Genomic DNA, 23,304 nt, shown 5'->3' on the forward strand with positions numbered 1-23,304 from the left:
ATTGCAAGCATGGCAGGGTACACAGGCCCATGTCGAAAATGGTATAATAATTTAATATAACTGTATAGCCATGCATTCAAGCTTAGGATTAAGAATTATCCGGTATGTAGTTAATTATCATGATAATAGATTAGTAAAGAGAGTGCTGGATGGTTTTTTTCATTGAATTCATCCGAATTTCCTACTATAGTTTATTGAGAGGGTAGTTACGGCAACTAGCAATTAGAGGGGGAACTGTGAGCATGTCGACACCAACAGGTTTTATGGAATATAAGCGGGAGCTGCCCGCTGACCGCGATCCGCTTGAACGGATTAAGGATTGGGAAGAGTTTCACAAGCATTTCTCGGAGGACCAGCTTCGTACGCAGGGCGCTCGCTGCATGGATTGCGGTACGCCTTTCTGTCATACAGGTATTGAGATGGCCGGAGGAGCCTCTGGCTGCCCGGTTAATAACCTGATACCCGAATGGAACAACCTTGTTTACCGCGGGCTGTGGCGCGAAGCGCTTGACCGTCTTCACAAGACGAACAACTTTCCGGAATTTACTGGACGTGTATGTCCAGCACCGTGTGAGGGATCTTGTACGGTAGGTTTGATCGGCGATTCGGTTACGATTAAGACGATTGAGCAGGCTATTATAGATAAAGGCTTTGACGAGGGCTGGGTTGTACCTCAGCCGCCGGAAGTGCGGACAGGTAAACGGGTAGCTGTTGTCGGCTCCGGACCTGCAGGTATGGCTTGTGCGGCTCAGCTCAATAAAGCCGGCCATTCGGTAACGGTATATGAGCGTGCAGACCGTATTGGCGGATTGCTGACTTACGGCATTCCAACGATGAAGCTGGACAAGAAGGTTGTTCAGCGCCGTGTTGATTTGCTGGCAGCTGAAGGCGTTGAATTCGTAACGAATACCGAAATCGGCAAAGACATTGCAGCCAAAGAGCTGGTTGATTCGTTCGATGCAGTCGTTCTCTGCGGAGGTGCAACGAAGGCACGTGATGTCAGCATGGAAGGCCGTGAGAACAAAGGCATCTACCCGGCAATGGATTTCCTCAACGCAACCATCAAGAGCTATCTGGACTCCAATCTGGAGGACGGTAATTATATCTCGGCCAAAGACAAGAACGTAATTGTAATCGGTGGCGGCGACACCGGTACGGACTGTGTAGCTACTGCTCTCCGTCATGGCTGTAAATCGGTGACCCAGTTCGGTACGCATGCAAAGGCGCCGCTGGAACGGGATCCGATTACGAATCCATGGCCGCAATTCCCGAATGTATATACGTTGGATTATGCCCAAGAAGAGGCCAAAGCAGTCTTCGGTGAAGATCCGCGTGCGTTTTCCGTGCTAACCAAGAAGTTTGTTGGCGATGAGAACGGCAACGTTACCGAGCTTCACACAGTTAATATTGAGCGTTATGTCGATGAGACAGGCCGCAAGATATATAAAGAAATTCCTGGTACTGAGAAGGTCTGGAAGGCTGATCTTGTATTGATCGCTGTCGGCTTCGAGGGTCCGGAGAATACGCTCGTAGAGCAGCTTGGACTGGAACAGGACCGTCGTACGAACGTAAAAGCGCCGTACGGTAAGTATACGACCAATGTGGATAAAGTATTTGCAGCTGGCGATATGCGCCGTGGTCAGAGCCTTGTGGTATGGGCTATTAACGAGGGCCGCGAAGCTGCACGCGAAGTAGATAAATATTTGATGGGATCCTCGATCCTGCCTTAATAGATATCAACTGCTGTGCAGCAGTCAGATCAAGAAGCGCCGAAAGGCGCTTTTTTTCTGACTTTAGGGCAAGTCATATTATGATTGAACCAACCAAGCGAGGAGGCGATAGGTGTGATTAAATATGGATCTGATACGATTACAGAGCTGAAGTTTACCGGCTTGGAACCGGTACGAATGGAGGTGCGTTCTGACCAGTGGGTTGATATAGAACTCAGATTCGAGCTTACTGCAGAAAGTGCTGAAGTACCGAGCGACATCATTGAATTGACCGCGCTGGTTATTACGAATCTGGAAGGCTTGATTGTACAGATCGTTCCTCAGGACGAAGGGATTGACTGCGAATACCAGTTCACCTTTCAGGAGAAGGAGCAGCTTGCATCGTTTATCCAATCGCCCAATATGCAGCAGCGGATCTTACAGCTAGTATCCCAACAAGAAGTTTAATGTGGTAAAATAAAACAAGTATCGGATTTACGCACTCGGGAGGTAAGGGATATTGGCAGAGGAGAAAGCCTCAATCTTATCGATGGAGGAGATCGGGAACATCCGCCAATATGTCCGGTATAAGCATAAGGATCTCACACCGGGCCAACAGGCAGAAATCATAGCTGATGCAATCAAGAGGGTGATATTCCGAAAGCTGCCGGAACTGCCTCTCCCAGGTAAGCAGGAGCTTGCTGATATGCTCATCCGAAGCGTGGTTGCGGCAGAGCAGCGTTCTGTAAATCTATCCGATGTTATGGCCGCAGTATTGGAGATGCCCGTTGAAGAAGAAGAACTGAAGGTGCCCTTACACAATTGGCTTACAAAGCAGGCAGGTATCAATTTACCACAAGACTCAGCAGGGCTTTCCCTGGATAAACTTCGTGATTTCTTACATAGATCCAACGATCCTGAGTCACTCTGGCTTCATCTAAGGCAGACATTTGAAGAAGAAGTGGCGGTCTCAGCAGAGGCCGCGGGAGTTGACGAGAGCTTATCTCAGCTGCAAGTAGAGCCAAACAGACAAGCTTCATGGAAAGGCAAATCCGCTGCAGCAAGCTCTCTTGTACTGTTCCTGATCCTCGGCATAAGTTCGGGTATCCTGTACTACAGCTGGAAGAGCAGCAGGACAGACCTGCCCAAGGAGATGGGGACAGCTGTTGAAAACGTAAAGACATTAGGCAGCACGGGATATCCTGCGATAACCAGCTACTACAAAGGCAATGAACTGCCTGCCGGCCTGCGGTATACGCTAGTAAATGAAGACAGACTAAAACTTTACCTGAAGAAGAGATCATCGATGCTGGCTGAGTCTCCGTATTTTGAAGCGATCATAGATACGGCACAAACATTTGATATTCATCCGCTGCTGCTGTTTGCGATTACCGGACAAGAACAGGGCTTTGTGCCCCGCACGAATAAGCGTGCCCTGCAAATCGCCAATAATCCGTTTAACGTTTTCCACAGCTGGCAGGACTTTAATACTGATATATACGACTCTTCAGCTATTGCAGCCCGGACAATCGTTCGGCTAAGCAGAGACAAGCCAGATGATATGGAGCCGATCCGCTGGTTGAACCGGCAGTATGCAGAGGACCCCAATTGGCACAAAGGTGTTGCTAGCATTTTTGCAAGCATGCAGGCCTTTGTCCAGCAATAATCCTAATAGAACTATTCCGCGACATACATAATAGTTATACCAATGAGCGTGAAAGGACTTCTGATCCACTTGGTACCGTGCCAGGGGACAGGAAGGATTCTTTTGCGCTTTTTGCTGTCTTAACAACGCTGTCAAGTCTGATGTCATTAATTGAGCCTGAGGAGAACGCCTGGAGCTGGGTGATGGATAATTTTATCCAGATTGCCCGGATTAATTCGTATCGTACTTATTTTTTTGATACACACCGCTTGTTGTGTCACCACTGCCCATGGGTGATTAGCTCCTGTGCACGTTCGGGATCGCAGCTCTGGAGCAGCTGCCTGCCGACCTGTCAAGGCTTCAAGAAGGCCAAGTGGATTTAAGACCTTTTCAATTACTGTGGGAGCGAAGCAGGCTTATGGTGGCGCGTATTCAGTATAGGGAATAGAAGTGGATACCGGAGCTAATGACAGCACTAACTCGGACAATAGGTTAGTAGAAGATTAATTAACATGGTATAATGAAGGGTGCCTGATAGAGTATATAGTAGATATAGTTCTAATGTAAGTTTACATAATATATATTATGGAATCTCTTGAGATATGGAGTGCAGCTGCTGTGAAAACATTGATTATTGCCGAAAAACCGGACATGGGGAGAACAATCGCGGCGGTAATCGAGCCGAAGGCTCAGAACCGCCGCACCTATCTTGAAGGGGAGCGGTATATTATCACTTGGGCCATCGGCCATCTGGTATCGCTGGCTGAGCCTGATCAGTATGATGCGCGCTATAAGCGCTGGAATGCGGAGGACCTTCCGATTATTCCGGATACTTTTAAGCTGTGGCCAAACCCCCGGACCAAGGACCAGCTCAAAACAATTGGGGAGCTCGCGAAGCGGTGCGGTGACATGGTCAATGCATGTGACGCCGGGCGGGAAGGACAGCTGATTTTCCATCTGATTGTCCGGTATCTCAAGCTTAGACAGCCGGTGCGACGACTGTGGATATCCGATTTGACGCCGGAGACGATCCGCAAAGGCTTCGAGTCGATGAAGAGCGATACGGACTACGAGCCGCTGACACGCGCCGCGAGGGCAAGGAGTGAAGCCGACTGGCTGATCGGAATGAATGCTTCCAGGGCATTCACTATCCGGCATCGTGCCCTCCTGTCAGTTGGGAGGGTGCAGACGCCCGTATTATCGCTTATTTATGACCGTCATCAGGAAATTACGAACTTCAAGCCTGAAACCTATTACCTGCTGCACGGCCACTTCAAATCGGGGGAAACAGCCTACCGTGGACTGTGGCAGGGTGACCGGCTGACTAACAAGGAGAAAGCAGAGGAGCTTGCTGCCAAGGTAAACGGCAAAGAAGGACGCGTAGCGTCTTATGAGGTCACCGAGCAGAAGGAGTATCCGTTCCGTCTCTATGACCTTACTCTTCTGCAACGGGAAGCGAATGGCAAGCACGGCTTCTCCGCCAAGAAGACGCTTGATATAGCTCAATCTCTATACGAGAAACATAAAGTGATCAGCTACCCGCGTACCAATTCCAATTACGTAACCGAGGAAAATATACCGGTCATGCACAAGACGCTGCAAATGCTGCAGTCCGGCACAACCTACGGTGAGCTGGCTAGACAGGCGGACCGCGGCAGAGTGCACAAGGGGAACAAGGCGGTTTGCAATCCTTCCAAGGTAGAGGACCACCATGCGATTTTGCCGACAGCCAAGAAAGCAGGCAATCTGTCTGCTGACGAACAGAAGATATATGATTTGGTGGTTCGCCGGTTTCTATCGCATTTCTTCCCGCCAGCCTTATATCGTCACCATGAGCTGCTTACCGTTGTTGAAGAGGAGACCTTTAAGACGAAGGTCAAGGAGCTGGTCGAACAAGGCTGGAAAATTGTCCTTCCCGATGCCGGACAAGAACCGGCAAAGGGGCGCGGGAAGCGTAAGAAGGATGACGGAGCGGATGAGGCGGAGGATGAAACGCTTCTCCTTGAAGGAGGCTTTGATCTGCGGGCGGGAGAACCAGCGAAATGCCGAAAATCTGAAATAACGGAGAAGTCCACACAGCCGCCCAAGTCGTTCACCGAAGGCACCTTGCTGAAGGCAATGGAGGGTGCCGGCAGATCGATCGAGGACGACGAGCTGAGGGAGGCTATGAAGGATACGGGGCTTGGTACACCAGCTACACGAGCAGCCACGATCGAGCGGTTAAAGCAAGTGGGCTATATTACGCTCGCCGGCAAGAAGCTTGATATTACCCCAAAAGGCATTGCAGCTGTTGAGCTGATCCGGGATGCCGGAGTAGAGGTGCTCACTTCGCCAGAGATGACAGGCCGCTGGGAGCAGAGGCTTCATCAAATCTCTAAGGGTGAAGCATCCGATGAGAAGTTTATGGATAATGTCAAGCGCTTTGCCGCTATGGTTGTTGAGAAGGTCAGCCGGCAGCTGCCTTCTTCAGCTGAAGTGTTCAAGGAGGAGCGTGAACGCCGCAAGTCGGGAAAGGGGACTAGAAGCACCCGTGTCTCCAGTGCCAGCCGGAGTGCCAGGGCAGCCACTAGCCCCGCTAAAGCGGAAGGAACGGAGTCAGCCAAGCCTGCGCGCTTAGCTAAGGATAGCGTTAAGAAGCAGCAGGCGCTCCCAGCCTGTCCGCGGACAGGCTGCGGCGGTACTTTAATAGAGGGCAAGAGGGGCTTTGGCTGCAGCCGCTTCAGGGAAGGCTGCACATTCGTAATATGGAAAGGGTATGAAGGCAAGACCATAACCGCTTCCATGGCGGCTTCATTGGTTGAGAAGGGTGAAACACGCAAACTGACCTTTAAGCGCGGACAGACAGAGGTAAAGGGGAAGCTGGTTCTTGAGGACCGGGATAGCGGCAAAATAACTACCCTGCTGGACACCTAAACTCATGAGAAGCGTGGGCCTCCGGATAACAGATAGATGAAATGAGGAGAAATGTTGTGTCTAATTTTAATGTAGCCGAGGGGACGGAAGATTACCGGAACCTCTTGAAGGCTGACTGTGAGCAGTGCTTCGGCTTATGCTGTGTTGCACTGCCGTTTGCAGCATCTGCTGACTTCGCGATGGACAAGAATGCAGGCAGTCCATGTCACAACCTGCAAGAGAATTTCCGCTGCAGCATTCATGCCGGACTGCGGGAGCAGGGCTTCCGCGGATGTACAGTCTATGACTGCTTTGGTGCGGGCCAACAGGTTTCGCAAGTGACCTTTGGCAGCCACAGCTGGCGGCAGGCGCCGGAATCCGCCGAGCTTATGTTCGAGGTGTTTCCCATAATGCGTCAGCTTCATGAAATGCTGTGGTACCTGACAGAAGCCCTGACACGTGAGCAGGCTCATCCCATTCACACGAAGCTTCAAGACATGCTCAATAAGACGAGACAACTTACCCGGCAGGATGCACAATCCGTTATGACGATAGATGTCACACGGCATCGAGCCGAAGTGAATGAGCTCCTGATGGAGACAAGTGAGCTAATACGAGCGGGGGCTGAACGGGCTACAAAAGGTTCCTCCGGCAGGCGCAAAGCTTTCGGCCGCGGAGCGGATCTGATTGGAGCCAAGCTGAAGGGAGCTGACCTTAGAGGCGCGAACCTGCGGGGGGCTTACCTGATCGCGGCAGATTTAAGGGATGCGAATCTACGGTGGGCTGATTTAATAGGCGCGGATATGCGGGATGCAGATATACGGGGTGCCGATCTAACAGACAGTATCTTCCTAGTGCAGGGACAAGTTAATTCGGCCAGGGGAGATGAACAAACTAAGCTGCCTCCGGCGCTGTCACGGCCCAGCTATTGGGCCAGCGGCGCTGAGCGCCGGTGACCTAGCATGGGTTACAGAGAGATAAGAAGGGCTTAATGCTGCCAGAATGAGTCTTACTTACCAGCTGCGTACTCGTTGATGGCTGTCGGTACATCGGGCAGGTGCTGGAGGGTTAAGAATTGTCCCTTCGGCTCCACATTAATTTCGACAATGTTATATTGCCACTCAGTCTTCGTAGGAATATAGATGGCATGGATGCCAGCCGTCAAAGCGGGAACAATATCTGTCCGGATGGAGTTCCCGACCATCCAGGTATTTTCTCGGTCAAAGCCTTGTTCACTCACGATGGACTCGAGTGCTTGAATATCCTTATGCTGACGGACATAGATCCGCTCATTAAAGTATCGTTCAAGTTGAAAGCGTTCTATCTTCTTGAACTGGATGAGTGGTTCTCCTCCTGTATAAAGATGCAAATCATGTCCTGCCAGCTGCAGCTTGAGCAGTGTCTCTTCCATATAAGGATAAGGCTCTGTCTCCGACTCGTAGACCGACAGGCCAAGCTTCCATAAATGATCCTCTTCTGCCGAGTTGGTCTTGCGTCCGTAAAGCCCTGAAAAATAGCGGTAAGTCTCGACAAAGGATTCCGGAAAATGCTCGCTCTTAAAGCCGGAGGTCTGTACGCCGGCGATATCGATCTCCGTCTGCCTGTCTCGTATTTCCTCGGTGGTAAGCGGGTGTGAAGCAAACCAGGTTTTCATCAAATCGACAAACTGGTCAATGACTAGATAGAAGTACTTATTGCAGTGCACTAACGTATCATCCAAATCGAACATAATCGTCTGTTTCATAAGGTCTCTCCTTATCTATACATCCTGTCCTGTCTCGTTTCCAATCTACCGTATCTCACTCCATCCGTCAATTCGCATAAACATCCGCCGTTTGCTGCATAATGAGTCGGTGGAGGTGAACCGAACATGCCTTATAACCGCAGCGAGGAGACCGAGCATCAGCAGAATATGAAGTCGAATAAAGAGGAAGCGATCACCCAAAAGCCCAAAAAAGCAGCCGACCGGCCGCCTAATATGAACAATATTGAGAAAGAGCTTCCTTAGTCACTGGAGGAACACATGTAAAAGAAGGGATCGGTTAGAGATCCCTTCTTTACTATTATTCTATGTGAGCAGTCTGTTTAAGCGTATTTTTGCTTCTTGGCAGCCAGATCGCTCTTAATGAAGGAAATTCTCTTGCGTACATAGAAATCCAGGCTCTCACCCTTCAGTTCCTTCGGTGTTACGACCGATTCCGCATTGTTGTCAATAATCGTTAAAGCCCCGTCTGAATAAAACTTAAAGGTCAAATCCCGATATGGCCGGTGACGCTCGATAAATCTGTAGTGCTCGCAGCTGCGCATGATCATACACCTCCGAATAGGTAAGAAATGAATGAGCTCGGGAACATTTGTTCCCTTCCTTATTATACCAAACATTTGTTCGTGTGGAAAGTATTATTTTTTTCCCTTAAACTATTTTCTTAGAGGCATGAGAAAAGGGGAACGTTCATGATCAAAATCGAGCATCTGACCAAACAACTGCCGGCCGGGCAGAAAGTGCTGGATGATATTAATTTGCAAGTTCACCCCGGTGAATTCATTGCGGTGCTCGGCGGGAGCGGAAGCGGTAAATCCATGCTCCTCAAATGCATGGCGATGCAGGAGGAGTGGACAAGCGGCAGCTATAAGCTGGAGGGCGTGGATGTGCGCAAGAAGGGGTTAGCCGGCAAGGCTAAAGTGCGGCGAGAGTTTGCTTATCTAGCGGAAACGCCAATGCTGAACCCGAACAGGTCGGCACTGAAGAATGTTCTGGTAGGGACAAGGCATCAGACACCATGGTGGCGTATGCTGACGGGCATGGTCCGCAGCGATGACTATATGGGAGCCATGGATGTATTGGAAAAGCTTGGCCTGCTGGACAAGGCGCATACCAAAGCCGAACACTTAAGCGGCGGCGAAAAGCAGAGAGTGGCGATTGCCCGGGCACTGGTCCATGGAGCGAAGGTGATTCTGGCAGATGAACCGGTAACTGGACTAGACCCTCATTCAGCGGAAAAAATCCTTAAGGATTTGAAAGCGCTCTGCAGCACCCAGGGGATTACCATTGTGACGGTTCTTACACAGGCCGATTGGGCGGAACGGTTCGCAGACCGGCTGGTTGGCTTAAGCGGAGGAGATATCGTGTTTGACATAACCGGCAGACGACTGATGCAGCGGGAGAAGATGATGCTGTGAGCCGCTGCGAGCTGCGGAGGATGACGGCGGACCATCTAGATAAAGCATACGGGCTGGAGGCGGCATCCTATACAGAGGAAGCGGCAGCAACAATGGAGGCCTTTCGTTACCGGCTGGGCAGATACCCCGGGTGTTTTTGGGGGGCATGGATAGGCGGAAGGCTGGTCGGCATCGTCAATGGCGTCAGAACCTTTCAGGAGGATACGAGTTCTGACGAAATGAAAGGAAGTCATCAGGAACAGGAAGAAGGTCCGAATTTTTGCATACTGACAGTGGCCGTGAGCTCAGACAGCCAGAGGAAAGGAATCGGAAGCCTGCTGGTACGGCAAATCGTTCAATCGGCAGTGGAAGACGGTCTGGCATCCATCATTCTGATGTGCGAGGAGCATCTGATACCCTTTTATGAACAGCTCGGATTTGAATATCTCGGCGAGTCATCCTCTCGGCATGGGGGCATTGCATGGTTTGATATGAGAATGTCTCTCCATGGTCGTGATGCTTGAAAGAAGGGAATTTGACGGTCACTGTCGAATGAAGTTAGGTATCTGACATTAGGGAGCGGCTGCATGGACACCTACCTTATCCTCGTATTGACAGTGTTGGCTATCACAATCATAGGATTACTGCTATTTATAACAAACAGAAACCGCATTAAAGAAGGAAGTAAACGTCTGATTAGAGAGCGGGGGGCAGAAACGGCAAAAGGCCTCAAAACTGCAGGCACTTCGCTAACCACCGGCAGAGGAGATGCTGGCAAAGAAGGGCCTCCCAGCATTCTGATTGTCGACGATCAGGCCGCTATCCGCATGCTGCTGGCGGAAGTCTTCCAATCATCAGGTCTTACCGTACATGAAGCGTCCAGCGGCAAGATGGCTATCGAACAGTTTCGCGACAATGAGATTGACTTTGTGCTGCTTGACCTGAAGATGCCCGATATGGATGGCCTGGAGGCCTTGAAGGAAATACGCCGGATAGATCCGCATGTACAGACGGTCATGATATCGGCATATGGGGACGTAGATAAGGTTGAAACGGCACGCAAGCTTGGCGTTGAGAAATTTTTCACCAAACCTTTTGATATTGAGAAGCTAAGGCGGTATGTGCTGCAGCAGCTGCAGGTACTTGAGCGTTAAGGCGGGCCGCAGCCGGTGACAATTGAGGAGAAGGGTGGACCGTTGATGAGCAAATGGGCAGGTATAGCTGCCAATGCGGCACTTGGCTTCATATTTCCTTACGTGCTGGCAGGTGTCGTCGTGCTGGTATACGGATTTATGCAGCCTTCAGAACGGATCGACCAGATATTCGGCATCCTGATTGCTGCCGGCTACGCCGGGCTTGTTGCCGCTGTGAATTGGATAACGCTGCGCGGAAATTCGGCACCTGCTGTTGCTCAGGGGCTTATCTTAAACGTCCTTTCTTGGACAGTCGCATGTGCGTTAACGATGATCCTTCAGCGATACGGCATTTTATAGATGTCCTGTGCCATGCTCATCCAACGTTCATCATTCTGCCCTGTCAATAGTCTTTCTAGCTTTCATCTGTCATAGACTAACCCTATGGAGGTGGAAGCTATGGGGATTACGTTGGCAGGGCTTCTTGTTTTTTCATTCGTATGCATCGTAATTGCAGTACTGGGCTGGAGGGCCGGGAGCCGGGAAACAGGTTGGGGTCACTATACGGGCGGAACTCCCTTATATATTCGCTTTATTGAAGATAAACAGCAGCTAAACCGCATGGGCTATCCACAGCAGCTGAATCGAAGAATCGGTGCCTTGTCGTCCTTTGGGTTATCGTTCTCTTCCATGTCTGTTCTGGGAGGCGCTGTAATCTGTCTGGGGCCGGTTTTAAGCTATGTAGGACCTGCCGGTTTCGGCTTTGGATGGCCGATAGCCGCTTTTTTTGCTGTGATGCTCTATACAGCCAAGGCGGAGCTTGCTTCAGCATGTCCACTCGCTGGAGGGCCTTACCACTGGACCAAAAAGCTTGCAGGCGGGTGGGCGGGAAATGTAATAGGCTGGCTGCTGCTGGGCGGACAGATGACTCTGGTAGTAGTGGCGAATGGAGTCGCCGCATTACTAATTACCAATCTGGTTCCGGCTCTGTCTGAAAGCTCTTGGAGACTGGCGTTCATGCTTGCGATAGCCGTATTGCTTACGGGATTGCAGATGGCCTGCCATATTTTCGGTTCATCAGCAGTGTCCCGGCTGCCCGCAGCGGGGATATGGATACAGACTGCCGCCGTGATTGCCGTCGTTACATGTGTTGTGTGGCTTGGTGATATAGACCGGATAGATGCAGGGCGTCTGTTCCAGACCGCGGACGGAGAGGATATCAGTTTATACAGCGGAGCTGCAGCGCTTCTGCTGCTGATGCGTATGTTTTTGGGGGCTGATACAGCGGCTTATGCAGCGGAAGAGACGGCGGAGCCGGGCCGTCAAGTTCCGTGGTCAATGTTCTTGTCTGTGTCTTACCAATACATATTCGGTTTTGTTTGTTTCATCTTCTGCATGCTGGCCTTGATGCATCCGGTCCTGCGGTCGGCGGGATACACAGATCTTGTGACAGTTGCTTCGACTATTGGAAGCTTTAGCGGCTTTGGAATAACCCTTCAGTCACTCATTATAGGGGCCGCGTTGTATGGACTGTGGTTAGGCGGTTATAACGGCATATTCGCTTCTTCCCGTCTGCTGTTCGCAATGGCGAGGGATCGAGCATTCCCGGCGGCTTCACTGGTATCACAGGTCTCTTCGAGATTCCATGCACCAGTCAAAGCCACTTTGATCAGTGGTATTATCGTCATTGCCCTTCTAATGGCTGTCTTGCTGGGCGACAAGGGATTCGAGCTGCAAACAATTATGACCATGACCGCCTGCACGACAGGCCTTAGCTACAGCACCTATGGCGTACTGATGATACTGCATTTGCTTCGCTTTGACGAGGAGGCGGATAGAGGCTGTTTCCATATGGGAAAATGGAGCAGGCCAATAGCCTCTGCCGGTTTGCTGTGGTGTGGAGCAGCGGCAGCTGTATCCTGCTGGATCGGCGGGATGACGGTTATATATATGCTGTTCATCTGTCTTTCCGCCGCCACTGCAGCCGTCCTGGGAGCCGGCAGGGGAGAAGGGCGCAAAGCGTACAGAACTTCACGGGCGGTGCCGGAACGCAGCAGATTGCTTGCCGAAGAGCGGAATTATATTTACTTCAGCTAATTCATTTCCCCGCTTGTATTTCCCGGGGAAGCGCAAAAAACTGCAGAAAATTTTCGTAATCGACGAAAATTTCAGGAGCGGCTCGACAGAAGTTGATGGGTCTGGCAAGCGCCTCAAGGAGCAATATGACCGTTTGCCAGCAGGTACCGGGCCGCTTATAATAATGTAAAATAACGGACGGGAAACCGTCCGGCTCTTGGTGATTGACAAGCTGAAGACAGACCGAAGACAGACCGAAGAAGAGGGAGGAATACGCTGATGACAACCAAGGGAACGGTGTTGATTACAGGCGCGGCCGGCGGTATCGGTTCCGTCCTTGTGGAAGCCTACCTGCAGGCCGGCTGGCGTGTAGCTGCTACCGATCTTGAAGACCGGTGTGCCGGGCTGGAGCAGAAGATTATGCGGCATGGACAGGCTTTTGAATATACGATTATACCTGCTGACTTGCAGCAGCCAGCAGAGATAGAAAGACTATTTGACAGGCTGGACAAGCATGGGTGGCTGGTCAATACGCTTATTAATAATGCAGGTTTCGGTATTACGAAGAAGTTGACTGATTTGACGGTCGCTGAATGGGACAGTGTGCTGAATGTGAACTTGCGTGCGGCGTTCCTGTGTGCTAAAGAAACTGCTGCCAGATTAAGGAAGACGGGATCAAGCGGAGCCATAGTTAATATATCTTCTACACGGGCTATAATGTCAGAGCCTAATACGGAAGCCTACGCTGCCTCGAAGGGCGGCATATCAGCGCTCACTCACGCTTTGGCAGCGTCACTAGGCCCAGATGGCATTAGAGTTAATTCTATCAGCCCAGGCTGGATTGAGATCGGGAATTACGAAGCACTGCGGGAAGCCGATCATAACCAGCATCCGGCCGGCAGGGTTGGCAGACCGGATGATATTGCGCGTGCGTGCTTATATCTGACCGATCCGGGGAATGATTTTGTGACAGGGACGGATCTGATTATAGACGGCGGAATGACCAGGAAGATGATTTACGAACCATGAAGGCAGGCGACGAGGAGATGGAGAGCAAGCAGCTGCATGGCAGCCGGACCTGCCCTGAGCAGGAGCGGTTCGCCATCTTTTTGCAGCAGTACGACTGGGAGGAGCCTTGGCGCTGTGAACAACGGGAAAGCGGGATGAACAACACTACCCGAATGATCGATGCCGGAGACAAGCGTTATGTGCTTCGCGTGTACGATAATCACAATGATACTGCTAAAGTGCAGCTGGAGCATGACATATTAATGGCGGTTAGCGGTACTTATTCCCTTAAGGTTCCCGTACCGGTTGTTAATCGAAACGGCTCTACGGTGACCGTATCACCGGAAGGCAAGCTGGCTGCCTTGTACGAGTTTATAGAGGGCGAACGGCCGAATCCCGATCGTGCCTCTCATGTGGCCGGGCTCGGCAGGGCGGTTGGTCTGCTGTCGCTGGCAATGATGGAGATAAGAACGGACAGCAGGCCGTTGTACGAGCCTTACCATGAGCTGGCTGACAGCTACTCGGATTGGACAATGGATGTATTGATTCATCTTGCAGAGTCGAGAGGACTCTCCAATGATGTCCGGAGTGAAGTCGAATATGTCAGTGACCAGGTAGAGCGGCTGAAGCAGCAGCTGTCAGCTATCAAACGGCTCCCTGAGCACTGGATTCACGGTGACGTGAACTTCTCAAATGCAGTAGCGGACGGGGAGCATATAACCGGCATTCTTGACTTCGAATTTGTCACCCGCGACACGGCAGTCATGGAGGCTGCTATTCCAATGCTCGATTTTATCGGAGAGAAGAACAGCGGCGATCCTCTTAACAAGATTAAGTTATTCGCTGATGGCCTAGGCTCCGCTCGTAAATACTCAGAGTCTGAATTATTGAGTATTCCTGATCTGATGAAGCTGAGAATGGCGGATGTCTGGCTGCACTTTGCCGTAAGGCTGTCGAATAGCCTGGATCAACCCGCTGTCTGGATGGAGCAAACCCGTAAGGCAGCGGCCGTGTTTCACTGGGTTGAAAGCCACAGAAAGCAGCTGGAGAGGCTGTTAGAGCAGCGTTTGCGTTGACTGTCTTATTAGAGCCCCGTGGAGAATGCGGGTTTGAGAAAGTGAAAACCCGCCCATTACGGGCGGGTTTTTGTCTTAAGATGAGCAGCGATCTTGCGGCCGTGGAAGCGCCCGGTCTCGATAAAAATTTCATTGGCCTCGCGCCGCGAGGCTACAACACCAGCCAAATAAAGTCCCGGGACGTTGGTTTCCATGGTGTCCTCCTGAAAGAACGGATAGCCTTCCGGTTCAATACGAACGCCTGCTGCGGTCAGGAATTCCCGGTCAGGATGAAAGCCAGTCAATGCCAGGACAAAATCGTTGTCCAGCTGCTCTATGCCTACGGGTGTCCTGATGGTCACTGTATCCTCATCGATAGCTGTAACCTGTGATGCAAACATCATCCGGATTTGCCCCTTGGATACCTTGCTTTCAAAAATAGGGAGGACCCATGGCTTAATGCCTGCCGCATAGCCTGCCCCCCGGTAGACGACCGTGACATCAGCGCCTACCCGCTGAAGTTCCAGTGCCGCATCAATAGCGGAATTGCTGCCACCGATAATAACGACCCGTGTCTTCGTATAGGGATGTGCCTCCCGGAAGAAATGGCTGACCTTGTCCCGCTCCTCACCCGGAATACCGAGCATATTCGGATGATCAAAATAGCCGGTCGCAACGATGACCTGCTCTGCTTGATAGATAAGCTCTTTTCCTGCTTTGTTTCGCGCCTCAAGTCGGAAACCGCCCTCCTCAAGAAGAACAACGCTTGTAACATCGGTGTAGGTTTGAAGTCTTACTTCATGCCGCAGCGCAACATTCCGGTAATAGTTAAGCGCCTCAAGACGGCTCGGCTTGTCACCTGCGGTCGTGAAAGGGATATTGCCGATTTCCAGCAGCTCTGGGCTGCTGAAGAACTGCATATATACAGGATACTGGGTAATCGAATGGACCACATTCTTTTTCTCGATAACGAGCGGATCGATGCCTGTCTGCTGCAGTTCAATTGCGGCTGCCAGCCCGCATGGACCAGCGCCTATTATAATAACAGGTTCCTTAATCATGGTTAGCCTCCTCGGAACGGTAAGTAACAAGTAAACCTATTGTACCTCCTACCCGAAGGCAAGATCAACGAATCGCTCTGTGTACGAGCGCCATTATGTTGTATAATAGGTTGGTACTGTCTACTTACAAGGAGGAATCAGCCATGCGTCGGCGTTTTGTCATTGAAGCCGTTATGGTGGCAACCTACGGTCAACTGCTCGTTCCGGCCCGTCCGGTAGAATATGTCATCCCTTACTCTACCATCATGGAGCTGTATGATATGAAGGAAGGCGCGGAGCCAGTTATGGATGATCCGGAGGATGACCGGCATGTGAAGGCCAAGATCGCGGAGCTGATTCAATTTTTCCAGGAATCGTTGAACCGCAAAAAGATCGAACGCGCACTCCAGTCACCCTGGCGGGAAAGTGCGCCGCTGCTTTTGAACGGGGAAGTATCCTTCACCGTCGTTAATGCGATGGACAATGCTCAATACGGGGAAGTCTTCGATCCGATTGAGACGGAACAGATTCTGACAGCGAGCCGTCTGCAAATCCCGCTCCTGTCTGATCAGCTTGAACTGCAGGACCGCATTGTCAATGCGGAAGTGCCTGTACAGGTGTTTGATATTGAAGATTTTGAGTTTGCTATGGAGCAGGAGATGGAAAGCGGGAACGACTGGGGAGCGACCCGGGACGTATAACTTAATTTACATTGCAGCGGCATGGTAAGGGCTCTATCCACAAGGATAGAGCTTTTTGTTGTTTTATGCTTGGCTGTGGCCTTTTGTGGCTTACAAATCATTCATATGGGGTTGAAACCTTGTTTACAAATTACATTTATACTGCAATCAGAATAAAAACCTCATGAATGCACAACAATCCACATTGGTATTCAGTAGGAGGAGAAACGGATGAAGCATCGGTTAAAGAAGGGGATCATCGTACTGGCCGCATCGGCGCTCGCATTAGGGCTTGCCGGCTGCAGCAAGGAAACCGCAGGCAGCACAATCGACGGAAACTCTCTCAGTCTGGAGGAAATCACCACCAAGGCGAAAGAGGAGGGTGAGGTTGTCAGTGTGGGTATGCCGGATTCCTGGGCGAATTGGGTTGAGACTTGGGCAGATTTGAAGGCGGAGTATGGACTTAGCCACACGGATACGGACATGTCGAGTGCAGAGGAAATCGCCAAGTTTGAAGCCGAGAAGGACAAGCCCACAGCAGATATTGGCGACGTTGGCATCGCATTCGGACCGGTAGCGGTTGAAAAGGGGGTAACTCAGCCGTACAAAACAACGTATTGGGATGAGATTCCTGAATGGGCAAAGGATGAAGATGGGCATTGGGTTCTTGGTTATCAAGGCACGATTGCCGTAATGGCGAACAAGGATTTGGTGGACAAGCCGCCGGCAAGCTTCGAAGATATCAAGAACGGCGATTATAAGGTGGCGATAGGCGATGTGACGAAGGCTGCACAAGCCCAAATGGCTGTATTGGCTACCGCCTATGCACTCGGAGGAGATGAAACCAATCTCGAGCCTGCCCTGGCTTTCTATGAAGAACTGGCCAAGCAGGGACGCATCTCCATGGCCGAGCTTACGGTAGCTAATATTGAGAAAGGCGAAATCTCGGTTGCGATGCTTTGGGACTTCAACGCGCTCGGCTACCGTCAAAGCCTTGATCCGGACAAATACGAGGTGAATATCCCCAAGGAAGGCAGTGTGGTCAGCGGATATGCGACGATTATTAACAAGTATGCTCCGCATCCCCATGCCGCCATGCTTACGCGCGAGTTTATTCTGAGTGATGAAGGCCAAATCAATCTGGCCAAAGGCTTTGCCCGTCCAATTCGTGAGTCAGTAGAGCTCCCGGAGGATGTGAAGAGCAAGCTGATTGATCCGTCACAATACGAGAAAGCCCGGCCGGTTGAGGACTATAAAGCCTGGGAGGAAATGTCGCAGAAGCTCCCGCAGCTTTGGCAGGAGCGTGTGCTTGTCCATATTAATTAACCCCTGGATGCTAAGCGTTAGTGATAAGAGCCGGCCCTCTATAAGTGAGGGACCGGCTTTACGGGAGGAATGTTATGAGACGCAGCCGGCGGTTTGCATGGCCGCTTTTGGCAGCCGTGCTCCCCTTTCTTTTTATGGCAGCCTGCTTTGAAATTGTACCGCTGATCTCGATGCTCTTCAGCAGCTTTAGGGCGGAAGCGGGGTCGTCTCTTACACTGGAGCACTATTTAACCTCATTAAGCAATCCCTTTTATACCAAGGCCATACGCAACAGTGTGCTCATCGCTCTTTATTCCAGCGTTATCGGACTGGCAGTCGGGATGATAGCGGCTAATACCATAACACGCCTGCCGGAGACTGTTAGGGACCGGATTTTGATGATTTCGAATATGACGTCGAACTTCGCGGGTGTGCCGCTGGCGTTCGCTTTTATTATTCTACTTGGCAATAACGGCTTGTTTACGCTGTTATTTGACGATATTGGGCTGCCTGTTCTGGGCGAATTTGAGCTTTATTCATGGACCGGTCTTGTACTCGTCTATGTGTATTTTCAGATACCGCTTGCCATTCTGCTCATGTACCCGACCTATTACGGCATTAAGGAGCAGTGGCGTGAGGCCTCCGGACTGCTGGGGGCGGGAACCGTACAGTTCTGGCGCTATATCGGCCTGCCGCTTCTGCTTCCCGGTATGCTGGGCACCTTTAGTATTTTGTTTGCGAATGCTATGGGTGCCTATGCAACGGCCTACGCGCTAGTGGGCGGGAATTATAACCTGCTGGCGATTCGTATCGGGTCATTGACGGCAGGAGATGTTTATGTGAGGCCAGAGCTCGGAAGCGCGCTTGCCGTACTGCTCGCCGCAGCCATGCTGCTTGCGATGTGGATAAACGAGCGGATGATGCTGAAGGTCAGGAGGGACCTCGCTGGATGAAGAATAAAGGCTATCACTATGCGGTCATTGTGCTGCTGATGGTATATCTGCTGCTTCCTCTGCTGGCCACGCTGCTGTTCGCGCTAGCGAAGGATTGGCAGGCGACCATTTTGCCGAGCGGTTGGACATTGGAATGGTTCGCCGGTATGCTGCAGGACGCGCGCTTCATGGAATCGTTGGGCCGAAGCCTGCTGGTATGCACACTATCAGTGCTGCTTAGTATTATCATAATGGTTCCGACGATCTATATTGTGACCGTATATATGCCAAAGCTGGAGAAGCTTCTCTATGCGCTGGTGCTTCTTCCTTATGCGCTACCTGGAGTTGTGATGGCAGTCGGGCTAATCCGGATCTATTCAGGAGGACCGGTCCCTATAACAGGAACCTTGTGGATTTTGATAGGCGCTTATTTTGTTATCATTCTGCCTTATATGTACCAGGGCATCCGCAATGCGCTGCGTACTGTCAACGCTCGTGAGCTGACGAATGCAGCCGAGCTGCTGGGCGCGACACGGGCACAAGCGTTTAAGCTTGTTGTGCTGCCCAATATTTTACCGGGAATTATGGTGTCGGTTCTGCTGTCCTTCTCTATTCTTTTCGGCGAGTTTGTCCTGGCCAACCTGCTGGTAGGCGGCCGTTACGAAACAGTGCAGATTTACTTGTATAAACGGCTCAGCGAAAGCGGTCATCTTTCAAGCGCTGTGGCTATTGCGTACTTTGGTTTTGTGCTTGTACTTTCCGGTCTGCTGCTTAGGCTGGGCAAATGGGTACTCCGGACACCAGATATCAGGTAGGGAGGATGTAAGCTATGGGTTCATACTTTACGCTGAATGCGATTACTAAATCCTTCAATGGTTCACAAGTACTGAACAATCTGTCCCTCGAGGCCGAACAAGGGGAGCTGCTTACACTGCTTGGTCCGAGCGGCTGCGGCAAGAGCACGCTGCTCAGGTGCATCGCCGGGCTTGACGTGATGGATAACGGCTCGATCCTGCTGGATGGGGTGGAGCTGTCGACGCTGCCAGCCAAGAAGCGGAATGTAGGTATGGTTTTTCAGTCGTATGCTCTCTTTCCGAATTTGACGGTCTACGACAACATCGCTTTTGGTTTAAAGATGAGGGGAGACCGCCGGGAGCAAATTAGGAGCAGGGTGGAGGAGATGCTGGAGCTGGTAGAACTTTCGGGCAAACGGAAGGAATATCCGCACCGCCTGTCTGGCGGTCAGCAGCAGCGGGTTGCCTTAGCCCGATCATTGGCGGTTGAACCAAAGCTGCTGCTGTTGGATGAACCGTTAAGTGCTCTTGATGCGAAGATCCGCCGTAATCTGCGGATGGAGCTTCGCCGCATTCAGCAGCGGCTGAAAATGACAATGATCTTCGTCACGCATGATCAGGAAGAAGCGCTAATGATTTCGGACCGGGTGTTTATCATGAATGAGGGACAGATTATCCAGTCTGGAAGGCCGGAGGAGATTTATACGGAGCCTAGTTCCGCCTTTACCGCCCGGTTTATTGGCCATTACAACGTGCTTAACCGGCAGGAGATGGAGGCAGTGTTCGGACTTCGGGAGCTGGCCGGGAGCGCATACGCCATTCGACCAGAGGCTGTGAAGCTTAGGCCTGCAGATGAAGAGACTGCTCATGGGGTAAAGGCTCAAGATGACAGCTTCCGGGATAGCTCTGCGCTGACCGCACAAGGCCATGTAACAGAAGTAACCGTGCTTGGCAGCCTCATTCGCTGCACGGTTAGCACAGGTGAAACAGAGATCCAAGCCGATATGCTGAATGACCGCTACCGCTTCCCAATTCGTCAGGGAACCGGGGTGACGTTAGCAGTGGATCCGGAGGACTGCAGAAATCTTGATCATGGAGGTGCCATCGGACGTTGTCCATCTTATCAGAAGAACGAAAGCTTCACATCCTTGAGCGGCTCGAGATTCACCGCAAGGTGAGCGCTCCTGAATTGGCCCGCGTACTTTCGGTGTCGACAGAGACCATCCGGAGAGACCTTGCCGCACTGGAAGAGCAGGGTAAGCTGCGGCGGGTTTATGGCGGAGCTGTGAAGACAGGCTTCACGAATGATGAACCGCCGTATCTGCAGCGACAGTCGCATAACCGCGAGGCCAAGCGCAGCATCGGAAGAATAGCAGCGGCCCGTATAGAGGACGGCAGCACAATCCTGATCGACGTAGGGACGACAACCCTGGAGCTCGCCCGCGCAATCAGCGGCTGCAGTCAGGTGACCATCCTGACGAACTCGCTGCCGGTAGCGACTGTACTATGCGAGTCGCTGCAGCAGCATAAATTCAGCGGCAGCGTTATGCTTCTCGGCGGTATGCTTAATCCGGAGCAGCAGTCCTTATCCGGCCCGTTCTGTGAGCAAATGATAGCAGAGCTTCAGGTCGATCAGGCTTTTCTGTCATGCGGAGGGATCTCGACTGAGCAGGGCGTAACCGATTACGATGTGGATGAGGCCGCATGCTCCCGTCTGTTTGCCCGAAGTGCAGCCAAAGTGACTGTGCTGGCCGACCACACCGAGCTTGGACAGCGGACTTTCATCCGGGTTATCGGCCTAGAGCAGGTGAACGAGATTATTAGTGACAGTCCATGCCCCAAAGAGTGGATGACCACAATCAAGGGTCATAAAATCAGCTGGGTTACGGCGGATTGAAGATCACGTGGCCTGGAGGAGGTGCACAATGAATAAGCTGATTATGGTGGTGCTTGACGGACTTCGTTATGATACAGCCAGACAGTCCATGGGCTACCTGAACCATCTAGTTGAGCACAAGCGGGCAGCTGTATATAAGGTGGTCTCGGAGCTGCCGAGCTTATCCCGCCCCTTGTATGAGGTATTATTGACGGGGACGCCAGCCTGGCTGAACGGTATAACGGCTAATCACATCGTTAGACTCTCCAGCCAGACCAGCATCTTTCATCTTGCCCGGCAGCAGGGTCTCCGGACAGCGGCTGCCGCTTACTATTGGGTAAGCGAGCTGATTCAGCGGGCGCCCTTCCATTATGCTGAAGACCGGGAGCAGCACGATGAAACGAAGCCGATTCAGCATGGCAAATTTTATTTTGATGACAGTTACCCGGACTCTCATTTGCTGCTGGATGGCGAAGTGCTGCGGAGGCGTTGGGACCCGCATTTTCTCTACATACACTCCATGGGTATTGATGATGCTGGTCATAAATACGGGGCCGATTCCAAGCAGTACCGGGGCAAAGCCATAGAAGCGGACAGCTTGCTCGCGGCATTGGTGCCCGGATGGATGGAAGAAGGATACCATATTCTAATTACATCCGACCACGGAATGAACACGGACGGCCAGCATGGAGGAACCGGATACGAGGAGCGGGAAGTCCCGCTGTACTGTATTAGCCCGGCATTCCTAGCTGGTGATTATAGCCGGGAGATTGCCCAGCTGTGGCTTGCACCGCTTTGCTGCCGCCTGCTCGGGATACCGATGTCATCCGCCATGATGATACCTGCGGATTGGGAGGGACTGCAGCTGTGAAGGTGGATATGCATTTTCACCTGGAGGAAGGGCCATATACGATGCAGTGGCTGGGAAGAACCATTCAGGCGTTGCAAGCACCCTTGCCTGGTTCGGCATCGTGCCAAGGTATCGCAGAGCCCACAAGCACCGGCAGCGCTTCTCCGCCAGACAGACACTCCCTGTCATGGATGAAGACTGAGTTAGGAAAGCTGAATGAACGTCTGGATAAAGGGGGCTTCTCGAGGGAGTGGCTCGATCGTTACCTGGACTGGGGAAGGGCCAGGGGAATCGAGCGCTTTGGGATTGTGGATCATCTCTACCGATTCGAAGAATTCCAGTCTTATTATGCCAATCATATTATACTGGATGACAGTGAGCTTGGACGGATGCAGCGCAGATGGCTTGATCATGTATGTATAGGCTCCATCCATGATTTTCTTGGGCCTGTTCAGGAAGCTGCGGACCGGTTAGGCACGATCAGTGTCGGTTTGGAAGCGGATTACTTTCCGGAAGCTGATGAAGAGCTGCGCGGCCTGCTTGCTCCATATAAGGTAGATTACGTGATTGGATCGGTTCATTTTCTGAACGGCTGGGGCTTCGACAACCCGGACAGCCAAGCCAGATTCAAGAAGGCTGATCTGCAGAAGCTGTACACCGACTATTATACTGCTGTTGAAGCAGCCGTTCGCTGTGGACTGTTCGACTTCATCGGCCACCCCGACAACCTGAAGCTGTTCGGCTTCCGTCCGGATGAGGAGCAACTGATGCCTCTGTATGAAAGACTGGCCAGAACTATGCAGGAAGCGGGCGTAGGCTCTGAAATCAATACTGGACTTGCTTATCGGTACCCAGCCGCGGAAAGCTCTCCAAGCCCTGTTTTGCTGCAAATTCTCTGCCAATACGGCGTGCCGCTCACAACCTCCTCAGATGCCCATTATCCAGACGATATCGGTATGCTGTTAGAGGAGGCAGTCGAGCTCGCCAGGGCGGCAGGTTACAAGGAATTATGTTACTACAGCGGCAGACAGCGTATTCCTTATCCGATCCCTTAGCAGAGTTCATCCCAGACGCAGACAAGCCACTGGCTACAGTGGTTTTTTTGCTGTATATACAAGAAGCATTGAATAACCGGTCAAAATTGAATATC

Annotated in this window: 24 protein-coding genes; 21 read left to right on the plus strand and 3 right to left on the minus strand. The window is 51.6% G+C overall.

Annotation, left to right across the window (positions count from 1 at the left end; all coding sequences use genetic code 11):
* Positions 1-242 precede the first annotated feature (242 nt).
* The 5 genes from L1N82_RS03715 (at position 243) to L1N82_RS03735 (ending at position 7,202) form a co-directional block, all read left to right on the plus strand.
* Positions 243-1,730 (plus strand): glutamate synthase subunit beta, encoded by a 1,488-nt coding sequence (locus L1N82_RS03715; protein WP_235285977.1) that lies wholly within the window; start codon positions 243-245, stop codon positions 1,728-1,730.
* A gap of 114 nt (positions 1,731-1,844) precedes the next feature.
* A complete protein-coding gene (locus tag L1N82_RS03720) occupies positions 1,845-2,177 on the plus strand; it encodes a hypothetical protein (RefSeq protein WP_235285978.1) in 333 nt (110 codons plus the stop codon).
* 52 nt (positions 2,178-2,229) lie between these two features.
* Positions 2,230-3,375 (plus strand): Rho GTPase-activating protein, encoded by a 1,146-nt coding sequence (locus L1N82_RS03725; protein ID WP_235285979.1) that lies wholly within the window; start codon positions 2,230-2,232, stop codon positions 3,373-3,375.
* 597 nt (positions 3,376-3,972) lie between these two features.
* Entirely contained in the window at positions 3,973-6,267 is a 2,295-nt protein-coding gene (locus tag L1N82_RS03730) for a type IA DNA topoisomerase (protein WP_235285980.1), read from the plus strand.
* Between the two features lie 56 nt (positions 6,268-6,323).
* Complete coding sequence (locus tag L1N82_RS03735) at positions 6,324-7,202, plus strand: pentapeptide repeat-containing protein (RefSeq protein WP_235285981.1); 879 nt, start codon at positions 6,324-6,326, stop codon at positions 7,200-7,202.
* Positions 7,203-7,255: 53 nt separating this feature from the next.
* Here the strand turns inward: L1N82_RS03735 and L1N82_RS03740 are convergent, their stop codons facing one another.
* Positions 7,256-7,990: an HAD family hydrolase gene (locus L1N82_RS03740; RefSeq protein WP_235285983.1), complete on the minus strand. Its 735-nt coding sequence runs from the start codon at positions 7,988-7,990 to the stop codon at positions 7,256-7,258.
* A 126-nt stretch (positions 7,991-8,116) separates the two neighbouring features.
* Here L1N82_RS03740 and L1N82_RS03745 point away from each other — a divergent pair, with 126 nt between their 5' ends.
* Positions 8,117-8,254 (plus strand): hypothetical protein, encoded by a 138-nt coding sequence (locus L1N82_RS03745; protein WP_235285984.1) that lies wholly within the window; start codon positions 8,117-8,119, stop codon positions 8,252-8,254.
* 77 nt (positions 8,255-8,331) lie between these two features.
* Here the strand turns inward: L1N82_RS03745 and L1N82_RS03750 are convergent, their stop codons facing one another.
* Positions 8,332-8,553, minus strand: a complete 222-nt coding sequence (locus tag L1N82_RS03750; protein WP_235285986.1) for a hypothetical protein — start codon at positions 8,551-8,553, stop codon at positions 8,332-8,334.
* Between the two features lie 147 nt (positions 8,554-8,700).
* Between L1N82_RS03750 and L1N82_RS03755 the strand changes: the two genes are divergently transcribed.
* The 7 genes from L1N82_RS03755 (at position 8,701) to L1N82_RS03785 (ending at position 14,698) form a co-directional block, all read left to right on the plus strand.
* Positions 8,701-9,426, plus strand: a complete 726-nt coding sequence (locus L1N82_RS03755) for a phosphonate ABC transporter ATP-binding protein (RefSeq protein ID WP_235285987.1) — start codon at positions 8,701-8,703, stop codon at positions 9,424-9,426.
* The gene (locus L1N82_RS03760) at positions 9,423-9,929 is read left to right on the plus strand and encodes a GNAT family N-acetyltransferase (RefSeq protein WP_235285988.1); all 507 of its coding nucleotides are present in this window, start codon (positions 9,423-9,425) and stop codon (positions 9,927-9,929) included. The genes L1N82_RS03755 and L1N82_RS03760 overlap by 4 nt, the downstream gene beginning before the upstream one ends.
* 63 nt (positions 9,930-9,992) lie before the next feature.
* The gene (locus tag L1N82_RS03765; protein ID WP_235285990.1) at positions 9,993-10,559 is read left to right on the plus strand and encodes a response regulator; all 567 of its coding nucleotides are present in this window, start codon (positions 9,993-9,995) and stop codon (positions 10,557-10,559) included.
* Positions 10,560-10,604: 45 nt separating this feature from the next.
* The gene (locus tag L1N82_RS03770) at positions 10,605-10,898 is read left to right on the plus strand and encodes a hypothetical protein (protein WP_235285992.1); all 294 of its coding nucleotides are present in this window, start codon (positions 10,605-10,607) and stop codon (positions 10,896-10,898) included.
* A 99-nt stretch (positions 10,899-10,997) separates the two neighbouring features.
* A complete protein-coding gene (locus L1N82_RS03775; RefSeq protein ID WP_235285993.1) occupies positions 10,998-12,635 on the plus strand; it encodes an APC family permease in 1,638 nt (545 codons plus the stop codon).
* A 258-nt stretch (positions 12,636-12,893) separates the two neighbouring features.
* Positions 12,894-13,643 (plus strand): SDR family NAD(P)-dependent oxidoreductase, encoded by a 750-nt coding sequence (locus tag L1N82_RS03780; RefSeq protein ID WP_235285995.1) that lies wholly within the window; start codon positions 12,894-12,896, stop codon positions 13,641-13,643.
* Positions 13,640-14,698, plus strand: a complete 1,059-nt coding sequence (locus tag L1N82_RS03785; protein ID WP_235285996.1) for a phosphotransferase — start codon at positions 13,640-13,642, stop codon at positions 14,696-14,698. Before L1N82_RS03780 ends, L1N82_RS03785 begins: the two co-directional genes overlap by 4 nt.
* A gap of 56 nt (positions 14,699-14,754) precedes the next feature.
* On the opposite strand, the gene L1N82_RS03790 is transcribed toward L1N82_RS03785, so the two are convergent.
* Entirely contained in the window at positions 14,755-15,738 is a 984-nt protein-coding gene (locus L1N82_RS03790) for a YpdA family putative bacillithiol disulfide reductase (RefSeq protein WP_235285998.1), read from the minus strand.
* A 143-nt stretch (positions 15,739-15,881) separates the two neighbouring features.
* Between L1N82_RS03790 and L1N82_RS03795 the strand changes: the two genes are divergently transcribed.
* The 8 genes from L1N82_RS03795 (at position 15,882) to L1N82_RS03830 (ending at position 23,209) form a co-directional block, all read left to right on the plus strand.
* Complete coding sequence (locus L1N82_RS03795; protein ID WP_235286000.1) at positions 15,882-16,418, plus strand: ADP-heptose synthase; 537 nt, start codon at positions 15,882-15,884, stop codon at positions 16,416-16,418.
* A 210-nt stretch (positions 16,419-16,628) separates the two neighbouring features.
* A complete protein-coding gene (locus tag L1N82_RS03800) occupies positions 16,629-17,723 on the plus strand; it encodes an ABC transporter substrate-binding protein (protein WP_235286002.1) in 1,095 nt (364 codons plus the stop codon).
* 74 nt (positions 17,724-17,797) lie between these two features.
* Positions 17,798-18,655, plus strand: coding sequence for an ABC transporter permease (locus L1N82_RS03805; protein WP_235286003.1), 858 nt, complete (start codon positions 17,798-17,800; stop codon positions 18,653-18,655).
* A complete protein-coding gene (locus tag L1N82_RS03810; RefSeq protein ID WP_235286005.1) occupies positions 18,652-19,449 on the plus strand; it encodes an ABC transporter permease in 798 nt (265 codons plus the stop codon). The genes L1N82_RS03805 and L1N82_RS03810 overlap by 4 nt, the downstream gene beginning before the upstream one ends.
* A gap of 14 nt (positions 19,450-19,463) precedes the next feature.
* Positions 19,464-20,606 carry an ABC transporter ATP-binding protein gene (locus L1N82_RS03815; RefSeq protein WP_235286006.1) on the plus strand — a complete coding sequence of 381 codons (1,143 nt, stop codon included), beginning with the start codon at positions 19,464-19,466 and terminating at the stop codon, positions 20,604-20,606.
* Positions 20,540-21,325, plus strand: coding sequence for a DeoR/GlpR family DNA-binding transcription regulator (locus L1N82_RS03820; protein WP_235286007.1), 786 nt, complete (start codon positions 20,540-20,542; stop codon positions 21,323-21,325). Before L1N82_RS03815 ends, L1N82_RS03820 begins: the two co-directional genes overlap by 67 nt.
* Positions 21,326-21,353: 28 nt before the next feature.
* Positions 21,354-22,175 (plus strand): alkaline phosphatase family protein, encoded by an 822-nt coding sequence (locus L1N82_RS03825; RefSeq protein WP_235286008.1) that lies wholly within the window; start codon positions 21,354-21,356, stop codon positions 22,173-22,175.
* On the plus strand, positions 22,172-23,209 hold the full coding sequence (locus tag L1N82_RS03830) for a histidinol-phosphatase HisJ family protein (RefSeq protein WP_235286010.1): 1,038 nt from the start codon (positions 22,172-22,174) through the stop codon (positions 23,207-23,209). Before L1N82_RS03825 ends, L1N82_RS03830 begins: the two co-directional genes overlap by 4 nt.
* Positions 23,210-23,304: the final 95 nt, after the last annotated feature.

This window comes from Paenibacillus tarimensis (assembly GCF_021532315.1).
Lineage (GTDB): Bacteria > Bacillota > Bacilli > Paenibacillales > Paenibacillaceae > Paenibacillus_I > Paenibacillus_I tarimensis.